Annotated in this window: 15 protein-coding genes; 10 read left to right on the plus strand and 5 right to left on the minus strand. The window is 64.3% G+C overall.

Going from position 1 to position 14,922, the window contains the following annotated elements:
* Window positions 1–2 precede the first annotated feature (2 nt).
* On the plus strand, window positions 3–1,118 hold the full coding sequence (locus VJ811_RS15925; protein WP_324074121.1) for a penicillin-binding protein activator: 1,116 nt from the start codon (window positions 3–5) through the stop codon (window positions 1,116–1,118).
* A gap of 171 nt (window positions 1,119–1,289) precedes the next feature.
* Complete coding sequence (gene infC / locus VJ811_RS15930; RefSeq protein WP_039572576.1) at window positions 1,290–1,826, plus strand: translation initiation factor IF-3; 537 nt, start codon at window positions 1,290–1,292, stop codon at window positions 1,824–1,826.
* Window positions 1,827–1,838: 12 nt separating this feature from the next.
* On the opposite strand, the gene VJ811_RS15935 is transcribed toward infC, so the two are convergent.
* Window positions 1,839–2,537, minus strand: a complete 699-nt coding sequence (locus VJ811_RS15935) for an NRDE family protein (RefSeq protein WP_324074124.1) — start codon at window positions 2,535–2,537, stop codon at window positions 1,839–1,841.
* 130 nt (window positions 2,538–2,667) lie between these two features.
* Here VJ811_RS15935 and VJ811_RS15940 point away from each other — a divergent pair, with 130 nt between their 5' ends.
* Window positions 2,668–3,108: a hypothetical protein gene (locus tag VJ811_RS15940; protein WP_324074126.1), complete on the plus strand. Its 441-nt coding sequence runs from the start codon at window positions 2,668–2,670 to the stop codon at window positions 3,106–3,108.
* Window positions 3,109–3,308: 200 nt separating this feature from the next.
* Here VJ811_RS15940 and VJ811_RS15945 read toward each other — a convergent pair whose 3' ends face one another.
* From VJ811_RS15945 to uvrB, 4 genes are all read right to left on the minus strand, one after another.
* The gene (locus tag VJ811_RS15945; protein WP_324074128.1) at window positions 3,309–4,817 is read right to left on the minus strand and encodes a S10 family peptidase; all 1,509 of its coding nucleotides are present in this window, start codon (window positions 4,815–4,817) and stop codon (window positions 3,309–3,311) included.
* A gap of 98 nt (window positions 4,818–4,915) precedes the next feature.
* Window positions 4,916–5,209 (minus strand): addiction module antidote protein, encoded by a 294-nt coding sequence (locus VJ811_RS15950; RefSeq protein WP_324074129.1) that lies wholly within the window; start codon window positions 5,207–5,209, stop codon window positions 4,916–4,918.
* A complete protein-coding gene (locus tag VJ811_RS15955; RefSeq protein ID WP_324074131.1) occupies window positions 5,181–5,522 on the minus strand; it encodes a type II toxin-antitoxin system RelE/ParE family toxin in 342 nt (113 codons plus the stop codon). Before VJ811_RS15955 ends, VJ811_RS15950 begins: the two co-directional genes overlap by 29 nt.
* A gap of 144 nt (window positions 5,523–5,666) precedes the next feature.
* Entirely contained in the window at window positions 5,667–7,853 is a 2,187-nt protein-coding gene (gene uvrB, locus VJ811_RS15960; RefSeq protein WP_324074133.1) for an excinuclease ABC subunit UvrB, read from the minus strand.
* An 84-nt stretch (window positions 7,854–7,937) separates the two neighbouring features.
* Here uvrB and VJ811_RS15965 point away from each other — a divergent pair, with 84 nt between their 5' ends.
* The 7 genes from VJ811_RS15965 (at window position 7,938) to fabF (ending at window position 14,650) form a co-directional block, all read left to right on the plus strand.
* Complete coding sequence (locus tag VJ811_RS15965) at window positions 7,938–8,456, plus strand: DUF3617 domain-containing protein (RefSeq protein ID WP_324074135.1); 519 nt, start codon at window positions 7,938–7,940, stop codon at window positions 8,454–8,456.
* Between the two features lie 97 nt (window positions 8,457–8,553).
* Entirely contained in the window at window positions 8,554–8,955 is a 402-nt protein-coding gene (locus tag VJ811_RS15970; RefSeq protein WP_324074138.1) for a VOC family protein, read from the plus strand.
* 2 nt (window positions 8,956–8,957) lie between these two features.
* Entirely contained in the window at window positions 8,958–9,623 is a 666-nt protein-coding gene (locus VJ811_RS15975; protein WP_324074140.1) for a hypothetical protein, read from the plus strand.
* Between the two features lie 333 nt (window positions 9,624–9,956).
* The gene (locus tag VJ811_RS15980) at window positions 9,957–11,720 is read left to right on the plus strand and encodes a tetratricopeptide repeat protein (RefSeq protein ID WP_324074141.1); all 1,764 of its coding nucleotides are present in this window, start codon (window positions 9,957–9,959) and stop codon (window positions 11,718–11,720) included.
* 31 nt (window positions 11,721–11,751) lie between these two features.
* A complete protein-coding gene (locus VJ811_RS15985) occupies window positions 11,752–12,951 on the plus strand; it encodes a serine hydrolase domain-containing protein (RefSeq protein WP_324074143.1) in 1,200 nt (399 codons plus the stop codon).
* A gap of 45 nt (window positions 12,952–12,996) precedes the next feature.
* On the plus strand, window positions 12,997–13,233 hold the full coding sequence (locus VJ811_RS15990) for an acyl carrier protein (RefSeq protein WP_003039428.1): 237 nt from the start codon (window positions 12,997–12,999) through the stop codon (window positions 13,231–13,233).
* A 157-nt stretch (window positions 13,234–13,390) separates the two neighbouring features.
* Window positions 13,391–14,650: a beta-ketoacyl-ACP synthase II gene (gene fabF / locus VJ811_RS15995; RefSeq protein ID WP_324074185.1), complete on the plus strand. Its 1,260-nt coding sequence runs from the start codon at window positions 13,391–13,393 to the stop codon at window positions 14,648–14,650.
* Window positions 14,651–14,922 lie beyond the last annotated feature (272 nt).

A 14,922-nucleotide genomic window follows, 5' to 3' on the forward strand; every position in this document is an offset into this window, starting at 1 on the left:
TGATGGCGATGGCGGGTCTGCTCGCGGCGTGTCAGGTGGTGCCGAAGTCGAACGGCCCGGCGACCCCGCCGCCGCCGACGAACCCCGACGACAATGTCGGCCCCGGCTTGCCGACCGACACCGATCGCCACCGCGTTGCGCTGCTCGTGCCGCAGACGGGCGCCAATGCCGACGTCGGCAACGCGATCGCCAATGCGACGACGCTGGCGCTGCTCGATACGCGCACCGAGCGCGTGCGCATCACGACCTATGACACCGCGCTCGGCGCTGCGGCCGCGGCGCGGCAGGCGGTCGCCGACGGCAACAAGCTGATCCTCGGGCCGCTGCTCAGCGAGGATGTCTCGGCGGTCGCGCCGATTGCGCGCGCCGCCAAGGTGCCGGTGCTGAGCTTTTCGAACGACAGCAGCGTCGCGGGCAACGGCGTCTTCATCATGGGCTTCGTCCCCGGCCAGTCGGTCGAGCGCGTCGTCGCCTTTTCGCGATCGAAAGGCCATCAACGCTTCGGCGCGCTGGTGCCCAAGAATGTCTATGGCGACCGCTCGGCGGCGGCATTCCGCGCTGCGGTAACCAAAGCGGGCGGCACGCTCGTCGCGGTCGAAACCTACGATCGCAGCGCGACCGCATTGACGGGTGCGGCACGGCGGATCGCCAATGCCGGTGCGATGGACGCGGTGCTGATCGCCGACAGCGGCGGCAACGCCATTCGCGCGGTTCCGGTGATCAAGACCACGGGGAACAAGCAGATCCTCGGCACCGAACTGTGGAACACCGACGCCGCGCTCGGCAGCAGCGCGGTGATGCGCGGGTCGTGGTTCGCCAGCGTTTCGGACGGGCTTTATGGCCAGCTCGCAACCAAATATCGCACGCGCTTCGGCAAGGCGCCGTACCGGCTCGCCAGCCTGGGCTATGACTCGGTGCTGCTAACGGTGCGCATCGCGCGCGACTGGAAGCCGGGGACGAACTTCCCCGCGAACCGCCTGCTCGCCGCCGACGGTTTCGGCGGGATCGACGGCATCTTCCGTTTCAGCAACCGCGGCATCGCCGAGCGCGCGCTCGAGATCAGCGAAATCGGTGCGGGCGGCTTCCGCGTCGTCGATCCCGCCCCGACCAAATGGTAGTCCCCGCTGACAGTGGCAGACCGGCCACAGTCGGCCCGAAAAGCGTTATAAGGTGAGCGCGGCGGCCTTTACGACGGCGCTTTGATCACTATATGACCACCACGCGTGTTTTTGCGTCGATGCTGCACGCCCTTTTTAAACGACCCAGGAGATACAGCTATACCACCGCCCATGACCCGTCGCCCAATGGCACCGATGCCGCCCAAAAACGGCCCGCGTTACAATGAATTTATCGCCTCCCCCAAAGTCCGCGTGATCGACGAGGAAGGCGAAAATCTGGGCGTGATGCTGACGGCCGAAGCGATTGAGCAGGCGGCTTCCGTCGGGCTGGACCTGGTTGAAGTATCCCCGAACGCCGATCCGCCGGTGTGCAAGTTCCTCGACGTCGGCAAGTTCAAATATGAGGCGCAGAAAAAGGCGAACCTCGCGCGCAAGAGCCAAAAGACGCAGGAAATCAAAGAGATCAAGATGCGTCCGAATATCGACGATCATGATTTCGATGTGAAGATGCGCAAGGTGTTCGATTTCCTCGAGGAAGGCGACAAGGTCAAGATGACCATGCGTTTCCGCGGCCGCGAAATGAGCCACACCCAGCTTGGCCTCAACGTGCTCCAGCGCGTCGCCGAACTGACGTCGGAAATCGCGAAGGTCGAGGCGCATCCGCGCACCGAAGGCCGTCAGATGCTGATGGTGATCGCGCCGAAATAAGCGCGTCCGGCTTCAGCCGATACGAAATTCGAGGGCGGTTGTTCCAGTGGGACGGCCGCCCTTTTCGTATCGGCGTTCGACCATCCTGACGTCGCCGCCCGCCGAAACCGCGACGAGCGTCGAGGCGCGCGTGCCATAGACGTCACCGCGCAGGAACAGCGCGGGGTCGTCTTCGGCCATCAGCGTGTCGAGCAGGCCCGTGGGATCGTCGCCGGCCGCGACCGTCGCTTCGAGGGCGAGGCGCAGCCGCTCGGCGCGCGGGCAGGGCGCATCGACGGGCTCGTTGGCGAGCGCATGGACGCCGGGCTCGATCGGCATGATCAGCGGGACCGGCCGGTTGGTGAGCAGCCGCACCTTGCCGCCGCCCACCGCGAAAAGGTTGAACGCGTTGAAGCGCGACAGATCCTCGGCCGCGGGATTGGCAAAGCGCCCTTCGCCGCGCAGCATGTCCGACACCAGCGCGCCGCGCGACTCCTTCGCGGGATCGGGCATCGCGCCGCGGACATTGGTCACCACGACGGCGCGGCCGCTGGGGCGATGAACCCCAAGCCATGTCCCGCCGGCCTGCAGGTCGCGGCCCGCGACGATCCCGCTGCCATCGTCCCATATGTGAAGCGGCGCGGCGGCGCGCGCGTGGAACTCGTCGCGATTGCCGATAAGGATGAGGGGCCAGTCGGGATGGGCTTGGTAAGCAAGGGCGACGACACACATGTGGTGCCTATCGCGATTTGACGGCGGCTTGCCAAGCGCCTTTGCCGGCGCCGCAGGATAAGCTGTTTCGCGGGTGTCTCGGGTGTGTTATATTGTTACTGCAGTGCGATCTTTCTGGAGGGGGAGACGAATGATGACCGAAGTGCGCAAAACGCCGTGGCACCTATGGGTAGTCGGGGCGGTATCGCTGATCTGGAACGCCTTTGGCGCGATGGATTATACGATGACCAAAATGGGCAACGCCGAATATCTTGCGGCCTTCACACCCGAACAGCAGGCCTATTTCGCCAGCTTTCCCGTCTGGGCGAACATCGGCTGGGCGCTCGGGGTTTGGGGAGCGCTGCTCGGTTCGTTGCTGCTCCTGGTGCGTAGCCGCCACGCGGTGACGGCATTCCTTATCTCGCTGATCGGGCTGGCGCTCAGCAGCGTCTATCAGTTTGGTATGCATTATGGCGACCTGATGCGGATGTTCGGCGCCTTTCCGATGATTTTCACCGCGGTGATCTGGGTGATCGCGATCGGGCTGTTCCTTTACGCGCGATCGCAAGCGGCAAAGGGCGTGCTGAGGTAAAGAGCCCGCTTTGGGGTGGTGAGCGGACTAAAGATCCTCCCTGTGGCGCAGCCATGGGGAGGTGGCAGCGCGGAGCGCTGACGGAGGGGTTTTTAACGCGAGGTTGCCACCCCTCCACCACCGCTTCGCGGCGGTCCCCCTCCCCATGGCTGCGCCACAGGGAGGATCATAGGTCCCCAACCGGTCGCGAGCTGCCGCTCTCACCGTCCCCGAATGAAGGCGCGGATATCCGCTGACAATTTGTGGCGGTCCTCATCGCGGATATACATCATGTGGCCCGCGTCATAATAGGTATAGCTGATGCGATCCTGCGGGATGCCCGTGCGCGACAACGCATATTCGGCGGCGAAAAAGGGCGTCGCGAAATCATAATAGCCCTGCGCGACGAGCACGCGCAGCCCCGAATTTTCGCGCAGCGCCTGTCCGATATAGGGCGCGACGTTGAGATAGGCGTTGGTGTCGCGGCCGCCGAGGCGCCAATCCCACTGGCCGCCGATCCGGCCGATCGACTGATATTCGCGGTCGGTCTTGAACCCCAGCCCGTCGCGGCTCCAGCTGTTGATCGCGGCGGTATAGCTCGCGTCGATGCCATAGAAGCTGGGGTCGTTGTCGGGGCCTTCGCCCGCGCTGTCATAATCCTTTCCGGTGTAGCGGCTGTCGAGGCGACCGACGGTCAGCCCGCGATCGCGCAGCAGCTCCTTGTAAAAGCGGTTCGGCGTGACGCGGAGGTCGGCGTTTTCGAGGAAAGTTTCGGACAGGCCGGTGAAGCGCGACAATTCGCGACGGATCGCGGCGCGTTCCTCACCCTGCAATTTCTGGCCCTTGAGCAGCGCGGTGGCATAGGGGCCGATCGCCCATTGCCGCGCTTCCTCGACGAAGCCCTCGACCGACGGCGCGGTCGCCTTGCCGTGATAGAGCGCGGTCGCCGCCATCGAAGGCAGGTTGGTGATCGGCGACAGCTCGTTGCCCGGCGTGTCGGCGCCCGCGGCGAAATCGAGCACGGTCGAGATCAGGATGATGCCGTTCAATGCGACGTCGTTGTACGTCTCGTTCATCAGCTGGTTGGCGACCGCCGCCGAGCGCGTCGTGCCATAGCTTTCGCCGCCAAGGAACTTGGGGCTGTTCCAGCGGCCGTTGTCGTTCAGCCAGCGGCGGATGACTTCGGCGACCAGCTTGGCGTCCTGCGTCACGCCGTAATAATCCTTGGGGTCGGCCTTGCCGATCAGGTGAGAGAAGCCCGTGCCCGGCGGGTCGATGAACACGACGTCGGTGACGTCGAGCAGCGCATCGGGATTGTCGACGATCGGATAGGGCGGGGCGCCATCATCGACGCCGGTGCCGGGGATCGCGACGCGCTTCGGCCCGAACGCGCCCATCATCAGCCAGACGGTGCCCGACCCCGGGCCGCCGTTGAACAGGAAGGTGATCGGCCGGCTCGGGTCGCGCGGTTCCTTGATGTAGGAGGTGGTGACGACCGCGACTTCGGGCACGCCGTCCTTGTTCTTGATGATCGTCTCGCCGATCGTCGCGGCATAGTTGATCCGCTGGCCGCCGAAGGTGCCGCTGAGTTTCGTCGTGCGAACCTGCGGCTCATATTCGGCGGCGGGCTTTTCGGCTTTTGCCTTGTCATCGGCCTTGTCCTGCGCGTGGAGCGCGGCGGGCGCGGTGAAGGCAAGCGCCAAGGCGATAAGCGACAGACCCGATTTCATAGATATATCTCCCCGATTGCGGGGCGACCCTATGCAGCGCGCGGGGAGGCGGCAAGGTTACTTGTCGGTTACAAAGGGGCTTTGGTCGAAGTGAAAGCTCAAGCGGCTTTGGGTTGCACCGACAATTGTAGGCCCAGTGCATCGAGGACGGCGGTCAGGGTTTCGAGTGTCGGATTACCATTCTCCGAAAGCGCATTGTAGAGCGCCTGTCGTCCAAGCCCGGTCTTGCGGGCGATCTCGCTCATGCCTTTCGAACGCGCGACGTCGCCCAACGCACTGGCGATGTGTTTCGCATCATTCCCTTCCATAGCTGCTTCGAGATAGAAGCGAACGTCCTCTGCGGTTTCGATATAGTCAGCCGGATCAAAGCGTGTCGTCTTCAAGCCCATCATTCGCTTCCTTTGCCAATTCCTTGGCTTTCGCAATGTCGCGCGCCTGGCTGTCTTTGTCGCCGCCAATCAGTAGAAGAACCAGAGTGCTGCCGCGCCACATGTAATAAATTCGATAGCCCGGCCCGAATGCAAATCTCAGTTCATGCACATCATCGCCAACGGATTTCGTGTCTCCCGTCGCGCCGGATGCAAAGCGCTTCAGTCGATCGGTAATCCTCTGCAAAGCCCTCCGATCCCGCAAGCCGCGCAACCACTTTTCGAACTGCGAGGTCCGCTGAATATCAACGATCCTGTCATCGTCTCTGGCCGTCACGGGTTTGCTCCATTTCAAATGCGTAAGGGGTCGATTTGTTTCACGATCCACGTGCTCGACGTCTTACGCACCCTTCACAGGAGGTGGTCCCTGAATGACATGTCCCTTAAATAAGACAATCTGAAAGTCGATGCAAGGAGATTGTCAACGCCCCCACTTGGTCTTGCTCTGCTTCCCGAACCGCCCCTTGCGCGTACCCGGCTTGCCCTCGTTGCTGCGCCCCACCCGCGGCGCCACTTGCTGATCCGCAGGCAGTCCCAGCTCATCGGCCTCCAGCTTGCGGATTTCGTCGCGCAGACGGCCGGCTTCCTCGAACTCCAGGTCAGCCGCCGCATCGCGCATCTTCTTTTCGAGGTCCTGGATGTACGCGCGCAGATTGTGTCCGACCATATGCGCGGGCTTGTCCTCGCCGATGTCGATCGTGACCTGATCCTTCGACGCGACATGCGCGATGATGTCGCCGATGTTGCGCTTGATCGTCGTCGGGGTGATGCCGTGCGCGACGTTATATTCGGTCTGCTTTTCGCGGCGGCGGTCGGTTTCGCGTATCGCGCGTTCCATGCTGCCGGTGATGCGGTCGGCGTAGAGGATGACGCGGCCGTCGACGTTGCGCGCGGCGCGGCCGATCGTCTGGACGAGACTGGTCTCGCTGCGCAGGAAACCTTCCTTGTCGGCATCGAGGATCGCGACCAGCCCGCATTCGGGAATATCGAGCCCTTCGCGCAGCAGGTTGATCCCGATGAGCACGTCGAACACCCCGAGGCGGAGGTCGCGGATGATCTCGATACGCTCCAACGTCTCGACGTCGGAGTGCATATAGCGGACCTTCAGCCCCGCTTCGTGGAGGAACTCGGTCAGATCCTCGGCCATGCGCTTGGTGAGCGTGGTGACGAGCGTGCGATATCCCGCCGCGGCGGTCTTTTTCGCCTCGACGATCAGGTCGTCGACCTGCTCCTCGACCGGCTTGATCTCGACCGGCGGGTCGATCAGCCCGGTGGGGCGGATCACCTGTTCGGCGAAGACGCCCTGCGTGCGGTCCATCTCCCATGTCCCCGGCGTCGCCGACACGCTGACCGTCTGCGGGCGCATCATGTCCCATTCGGCGAAGCGCAGCGGCCGGTTGTCGATGCAGCTCGGCAGGCGGAAGCCATATTCGGCCAGCGTGATCTTGCGGCGGTGATCGCCCTTTGACATCGCACCGATCTGCGGAATCGTCTGGTGGCTCTCGTCGACGAAGAGCAGGGCGTTGTCGGGCAGATATTCGAACAGGGTCGGCGGCGGCTCGCCGGGCAGGCGGCCGGTCAGGAAGCGGCTGTAATTCTCGATTCCGGCGCAGCTGCCCGTCGCGGCGATCATCTCGAGGTCGAAATTGGTGCGCTGTTCGAGCCGCTGCGCTTCGAGCAGGCGCCCCTCGGCCTCGAGTTCCTTCAGCCGTTCGGCGAGTTCGTGCCGGATCGCCTCGCTCGCCTGCTTCAGCGTCGGCCCCGGAGTCACATAGTGCGAGTTGGCGAAGACGCGGACATAGTTGAGGGTCGCGATCTTCTTTCCCGTCAGCGGATCGAATTCGGTGATCTCCTCGATCTCGTCGCCGAAGAAGCTGACGCGCCACGCCATATCCTCATAGTGCGACGGAAAGATTTCGAGGCTGTCGCCGCGCACGCGGAAATTGCCGCGCGCGAAGGCCTGGTCATTGCGCTTGTATTGGAGCGCGACGAGCTTGCGGATAATCTCGCGGTTGTCGGCGACCTGGCCCTTCTTGAGGTCGAAGATCATCGCCGAATAAGTCTCGACCGACCCGATGCCATAGAGGCACGACACCGACGCGACGATGATGACGTCGTCGCGTTCGAGCAAAGCGCGCGTCGCCGAGTGGCGCATGCGGTCGATCGCCTCGTTTACGCTCGACTCCTTCTCGATGTAGGTGTCCGACCGCGGTACATAGGCTTCGGGCTGGTAATAGTCGTAATAGCTGACGAAATATTCGACCGCATTGTTCGGGAAGAAACTCTTGAACTCGCCATAAAGCTGCGCCGCGAGGATCTTGTTCGGCGCGAGGATCAGCGCGGGGCGCTGCAACTCGTCGATGACTTTCGCCATCGTGAAGGTCTTGCCCGACCCCGTCACCCCGAGCAGCACCTGGTCGCGTTCGCCGTCGAGCGCGGTGGAGACGAGTTCCCTGATCGCCGTCGGCTGGTCGCCTGCGGGCTCATAATCGCTAACTAGCTCGAATCGTTTGCCGCCTTCGACCTTGTCGGGGCGCGCCGGGCGGTGCGGGACATAGTTCTCCGCCGTGTCGATTTCATCGAGCGATGTACGAATCTGAATTGCCATTGCTGCCAATATGGTATCGATGGCGTGGGCGCACAATCGAATGAATCAGAATATCCCCCAAGCAGCAGTCACAGGAGACAGGGTATGAAGAAATTTCTGACGGTCGCCGCCATCGGCGCCCTCATTGCAGTGTCGGGTTGCGGCAAGAGTGAGACCGCTGCCACCAGCGGTCCCGTGAAGCGCGAAGCCGGTAATTGGAAGACCGACGTCAAGCTGGTGAAGTTCGAAGTCCCCGGCATGCCGGCGGAAGCGAAGGACCAGATGACGAAGATGATGGAAAGTGCCAGCGGCATGGACCAATGCTTCACGCAGGAACAGGTCGACAAGGAAGATGTCGCGGCCGAACTCGCCAAGGGTCCGGGCAACGGCGGCGACTGCAAATGGTCGAAAAAGGACGTCGCTGGCGGCAAGATCGACGTCGCGGGCACCTGCACGGCCAATGGCCAGACGGTCGACATGGCGATGGCCGGCACGATGGAAGCCAAGAAGACCGACGTCACCATCACGACGAAGGGCAAGGTGCCGACCGGCGGCGACATGGAAATGGTCATGCAGATGACCAGCACCCACACCGGTCCGTGCAAGGCGCCGGCCACGACCTAAGTCCTCTATCTTTGATGAAAAATGATGGGGCGCCGGTGGAAACCGGCGCCCCTTTCGTATATTCGTCCATGCAGCGGAAAAGTGGGGGATCGCGAATATGCTTGGCTATGTGACGATGGGAACCGACGACCTGGTACGCGCGCGTGCTTTCTATGCCGCGCTGCTCGGCACGATCGGCGCCAGCGAATTGATGCGCATGCCCGACGCCGAAGCGAACGGCTTCACTCTCTATGGCACCGGCTGGGGCCAGCCGGGCATCGCGGTCACGCGCCCCTATGACGGACAACCCGCGAACCGCGGCAATGGTCATATGGCGGCGATCGTCGTCGACGAGCGCGCCAAGGTCGATGCGCTGCACGCAAAGGCGCTCGAACTGGGCGGCAATTGTGAAGATGTGCCGGGCGTCCGCGGCGATGAAGGCGACCAGGCTTTTTACGCCGCCTATTTCCGCGACCTCGACGGCAACAAGCTCTGCGCCTTTCGTATCGGAGCCGCCTGAACTTGAGCGGCTGGCTCGACCGCCGCGGAACTCCGCTCTGGCTCGGCCTCGCCGCCGGCCTGCTCGCGGTCGCGGCGGGATTGCTCGCCGGCGGCGATGCTGCCGAGCGGGCGGGGCTTGCTGCACGATGGACCGCGCGCGCCGGCCTGCCGCTGTTCCTTGTCGCATTTCTGGCGTCGACGCTGGTGCGCCGCTGGCCGGGCGCGACAACGCGCGCACTGCTTCGCCGGCGGCGGCAATGGGGGCTGGGCTTCGCGCTCGCCCACACGATCCACCTCGCCGCGCTGGGCATCAACGTCATCGTCTATGCGCCGGGGCGGACCTGGCAGTCGCTGCTCGGCGGCGGGCTCGCCTATGTCATGCTCTATCTGATGGCGCTGACCTCGACCGACGGGTGGCAGCGGCGGCTGGGCCAATGGTGGGGGCGCCTGCACCGGTTCGGCGCCTATTATATCTGGTTCATCTTTACCGCGAGCTATGCCGGGCGTGCCTTTGGCGCCGATCCGGGCAAGCAGGTCGTCGGTATCGTTTTTGGCAGTGTCATGGTCGCGGCGCTCGCGTTGCGCCTGTGGCCAGCGCGTCGTGCTGAGCGGAGAGCGAGGGATGTCGACTTGCCGGGCGACAGAACAGGTGGGGCTGTCGGGCCGCCCGGCGAAGTCTTGAAATGAGGCCTGAGGGGGATCGAAGGGTGCCAGGGACCAGCTCGCACCTTTCGCCTTTTGGCCTCAACACCGCGTCATCGTAGGAATGCCGCGATGCCTGGAAAGATGCCACAGTTTCGAACCTGTGGCAGTTACAAGGGGTCACATGCCGCGATGTCGCCATTTGATAACCGATCCTTAACCCGTTTTCGCGTTTTTTCCTCGCGGATTGGCGACGAGCTTTTCTTTTGATATGGCATGCGGCCACCTTGTTACCGTTACGTCAAAGTAACAATGGGTGGCCGCGCTTGTTGATTGGCGTATCACCCGCACCGCCCGCCAGGGGTATTAGAGGGTAGCATGGACCAGGCGAAAACGAACGAGACACAGGATCCCGCCGAGGTCGACCGGATCATCGCGGGCGAACTCGAGAGGCTGCTCGATTCCCCGATGTTCACCCGCTCGCCGGTGCTGTCGCGGCTGCTGCAATTCCTTGTCGAACATCGTCTTCGCGGCGGGCGCAGCGCGCCCAAGGCCTATGCGATCGCGACCGAGGCGCTCGGCCGCAGCGAAGATTTCGATCCGGCGGTCGACAGCTATCCGCGCGTCATGGTGGGGCGGCTGCGCAGCCTTCTCGACCGCTATTATGCCGATACGCCCTGGGTCCACCGGCTGCGGGTTCCGCAGGGCAGCTATGAAGTCGTCGTCCAATATCGCGCCGCGCCCCCCTCGGCGCGGCCGGCCGACGACCCGGCGGGCGATGATGACGTCAAGGCCGCAGGTGCCGCAGCCGCCTGGAGGCGTCCGGCGTCGCCCGGCGGCTTCCGGCGCCCGCCCGATCGCGGCGTCCATTTTGGCCGCTGGGTCGTCGTCCTCATCCTCCTTGCGCTGGCGCTCTTCACGCTCTGGACGCTCCGCGGCGGGGCCGACCGGCTGTTCGTCCGCGACCCGGTGGCGGCGCCGCTGCTGGAAGTCAGCGCGCCGGCGGCGGGCAATTCGCCCGAATCGCGCGCGCTTGCCCGGGCGCTCGATGGAAAGCTGCGCGACGGGCTCCGGCGCTTCGATCTCGTCGACCTCTTGAGTTCGAAGGCGCCGGGCAGCGCGTCCACCGGCAACAGCGACTATCGGCTCGACACATCGCTCGTCCGCACGGTCGAGGGCAACACCGACGTCACGCTCGTCCTCAACCGCGTCGCGGACCAGCGCGCCATCTGGTCGCAACAGCTGCGCCTGACGCAGGATGAAACGCCCGAATTTACCGCTATCGAGCCGCTGATCGCGCAGCTTGCCGGGGACTATGGCGTGATCGTGCGCGACCAGGTCCAGCGTCAGCCCGACAATTTTTCGCCCGGCTTCCCGTGCCTCGCGCAGTTCAACCGGGTACGCCAGATGCGCAATACCGCGAATGCGAAACAGGTCGACACATGCCTGCGCGCGACGATCAAGGCCAACCCGCACGATCCCGTATCGCTTACCGCATTGTCGCTCGTGCGTTTTGGCGACTGGCAGCCGCAGCGCCTGACCCCGGCGGGCCGCGAGGCATTTGCCGAAGCGCGCGCGCTGGCGCAGCGCTCCTATGAAAGCAGTCCCAATTCTGCCGCGGGCCTGTTCGCGATGGCGCGCGCGAATTTCTATACGGGCGATTGTGCCGGCGGCAATGCGATGGGCGACGCCGCGATCGCGCTCAATCCCTATGACGCCGACATGGCGGGCTTTCTCGGCTTGTTCAAGCTGACGTGCGGGATGGAACCCGAGGGCGAGTTGTTGCTCCGGCGGTCGCTCCAGCTCGATTCCTCCTACCCCGGCGTTCCGGCGGTCACGCTCGCCTTCACCCTGTCGCAGCGCGGCGAACAGGATGAGGCGCGGAGAATCCTCGATCAGATGCCGTCGCCGAGCAATATGGAGCCGCAATATATGATGGTGCGCGCGATCGTGCAGGCGCGGCAGGGACAGGTGGCCGAGGCCCGCGCGCAATGGCAGCGGCTGCTCGCTTATACGCGCCAGCCCGCCGATGCGACGCCCGAACGGGTGCTGGGCCGGTTCATCATCACCCCGGTGGTGATCCAGCGCGCCTCGGCCGCGCTGCGCGATTCGGGCGTCGTCCCCGGCAAAGCGACGCCTTGACGCTGCGCGGGGTGCTGCGCAGAGTGGCGCCATGCTCTCGCTTCTAGCCCTGCTGACTTCGGTCGCGTCGCCCGCCCCCGCCGCAGTGGCGGTGCATTTCAACCGTGCGGGACAGATCGAGACGCGCGTCGTCGAGGGGCTGGCCGACCGGGCGAGCGGCCGCGCGATCGCCCCCGACGATCCGGTGCGCGTCGCGTCGGTTTCGAAGCTGATCGTCGCGCTGGGCGTGCTGCGGCTGGTCGAGGCGGGCAAGCTCGATCTCGACCGCGACGTGTCGGACTATCTCGGCTGGCGGCTGCGCCATCCCGCCTGGCCCGACCGGCCGATCAGTCTGGCGCAGTTGCTGGGGCATCGTTCGGGGCTCAATGACGATACCGACTATGCGCTGCCGCTGGACACCGATCTCGAAACCGCGCTCGCCGATCCGGCCGCCTGGGACAAGGCGCGCCCGCCGGGCGGCGACTTCGCATACGCCAATTTCAATTACCCGGTCGTTGCCGCGGCGATCGAGGGCGCGACGGGCGAGCGGTTCGACCGGGCGATGACGCGGCTCGTTTTCCGTCCGCTCGGTCTCGATGCCTGTTTCAACTGGCCGGCCTGCAGCGACGCGGCGGTCGCGCGTGCCGTCGTGCTGCACGATGCCGAGGGCAATGTCGTGCGCGACGACATGAAGGGCACGCGGCCGGCCTGTCCGGTCGTGCCGGCAGCGGACGGCGGCTGCGACCTTACCGCCTATCGTCTCGCCCGCCACGGCGCGGGGTTCAGCCCGCAGGGCGGGCTTCGTATCTCGGCGAACGGCCTCGCGCGCATCGGCGTCATGCTGCTGCGCCGCGGCGAGGACTTTCTGAAACCCGCAAGCCTCGCCCGGCTCGAAGCGATGGCGCGCGTTCGCCCGACAAGCGGCGAGGGGACGGGCGGTTTTTTCTGCGAATATGGCATAGCTATGCACAGCACAGGCGGTCCGGCGCTCGCCGATCCCGCCTGCCGCGACGACCTGTTCGGCGACGGCCGCCTGCGCCTCGGCCATTCGGGCGACGCCTATGGATTGCGCTCGGGCCTGTGGTTCGACCTTGAAGGCGGCGATGGCATTGCCTATTTCGTGACGCAGGTGCCGGAGGGGCAGAAAGGGACACGGTCGGCATATAGCGCTGCGGAGGAAGTCTTGGTCGACGCGGCGCTTCGCCGATCGGCCGATGCCAGCCCTCTTGCCAGCCCCGCCCACGGGCACTAGGGCAATTTCAACATTCACGACATAGTCAGAAAAAAGGAACTGTGCATGAGCGATTCGGCCGAAAAGGTTAAAAAGATCGTCGTCGAACATCTGGGCGTCGAAGCCGACAAGGTCACCGAAGAAGCGAGCTTCATCGACGATCTGGGCGCCGACAGCCTCGACATCGTCGAACTGGTGATGGCGTTCGAAGAAGAATTCGGCGTCGAAATCCCCGACGATGCGGCGGAAAAGATCGCCACCGTCAAGGATGCGATCGACTATATCGAAGCGAACAAGGGCTAAGCCCCTGCGGTCCGGCCCCGCCGGAGCCGCCCACGCGTTTCCGGCTTCCCGGTCCCGAGCGTTCGCGCGCAGAGGCCGGGAAGCTTTTTTTATGGATATGCGTTTTCAGAAGTGATGCGGCGCCCTGCGGGGGCAGGGGCCGATGAAAGGAATGACTATGCGCCGGGTTGTGGTGACGGGTTTGGGTTTGGTGACACCGCTGGGCGCCGATGTGGAAACCACATGGGCCAATCTGCTCGCGGGCAAATCGGGCGCGGGTACGATCACGCATTTCGATGCGTCGGACCAGAAATGCACGATCGCGTGCGAGGTCAAGGGCCCCGACCATGAATATGGTTTCGACCCCGGCAAGCGTGTCGACCACAAGGTGCAGCGCCAGGTCGATCCTTTCATCATCTATGGCATCGACGCCGCCGGCCAGGCGATCGAGGACGCGGGCCTCGAGGATATGTCCGACGAGATGAAACTGCGCGCCGGCTGCTCGATCGGGTCGGGCATCGGCGGCCTGCCGGGCATCGAAAGCGAAAGCCTGTTGCTCGCCGAAAAGGGTCCGGGCCGCGTTTCGCCGCACTTCGTCCACGGCCGCCTGATCAACCTGATCTCGGGGCAGGTCAGCATCAAATATGGCCTTCAGGGTCCCAACCACGCCGTCGTCACTGCCTGCTCGACCGGCGCGCATTCGATTGGCGACGCCGCGCGGATGATCGCGCTCGACGACGCCGACATCATGCTCGCGGGCGGCGCCGAGGCGACGATTTGCCCGATCGGCATCGCGGGCTTCGCGCAGGCGCGTGCGCTCAACATGAGCTATAACGACCGGCCGGAACAGGCGAGCCGGCCCTATGACAAGGACCGCGACGGTTTCGTGATGGGCGAGGGCGCGGGCGTCGTCGTGCTCGAGGAATATGAGCATGCCAAGGCGCGCGGCGCAAAGATTTACGCCGAGGTCGTCGGTTATGGCCTGTCGGGCGACGCCTATCATGTGACCGCGCCGCATCCCGAAGGTTCGGGTGCGTTCCGCTCGATGGAAATGGCGCTGAAAAGGGCGGGCATGACCCCCGCCGACATCGACTATATCAACGCGCACGGCACTTCGACGATGGCCGACACGATCGAACTCGGCGCGGTCAAGCGCCTGTTCGGCAATGAAATCGCCAATGTGTCGATGAGCTCGACCAAGTCCGCCATCGGCCATCTGCTCGGCGGCGCCGGTGCGGTCGAGACGATCTTCTGCATCCTCGCGATCCGCGACCAGATCGTCCCGCCGACGCTCAACCTCGACAATCCCGACGAGGGCACCGAAGGCGTCGACCTCGTCCCGCACAAGGCGAAGCAGCGCAAGGTGAAGGCCGCGCTCAACAACAGCTTCGGCTTCGGCGGCACCAACGCCAGCGTCATCGTCAAGGCGATCGATTAAGTCCAGCCTTCCCCCTTGATGGGGGAAGGATATGAAGCCTTGTCGCGAAGCGATTAGGCGGAGTTGGATGGGGGTGATGGTGCGTCTTTCCGCCACCGCTTTGGGCCGAGAGCGCACCCCCGCCGCTGCGACTAGGGTCAGGACCCATTAATTGCGCGATCGAGGTTTGAAGCGATTTTGTTCAGTGCGAGGAGGCAAGGCGCGGGAATATGTCGATATTTCAAGACTTGCCGACGACGCAATGGACAAAATCGATCAAATCCCGAAGGGAC

The organism is Sphingopyxis sp. (assembly GCF_035250425.1).
In the GTDB taxonomy this organism is placed as follows: Bacteria; Pseudomonadota; Alphaproteobacteria; order Sphingomonadales; family Sphingomonadaceae; genus Sphingopyxis.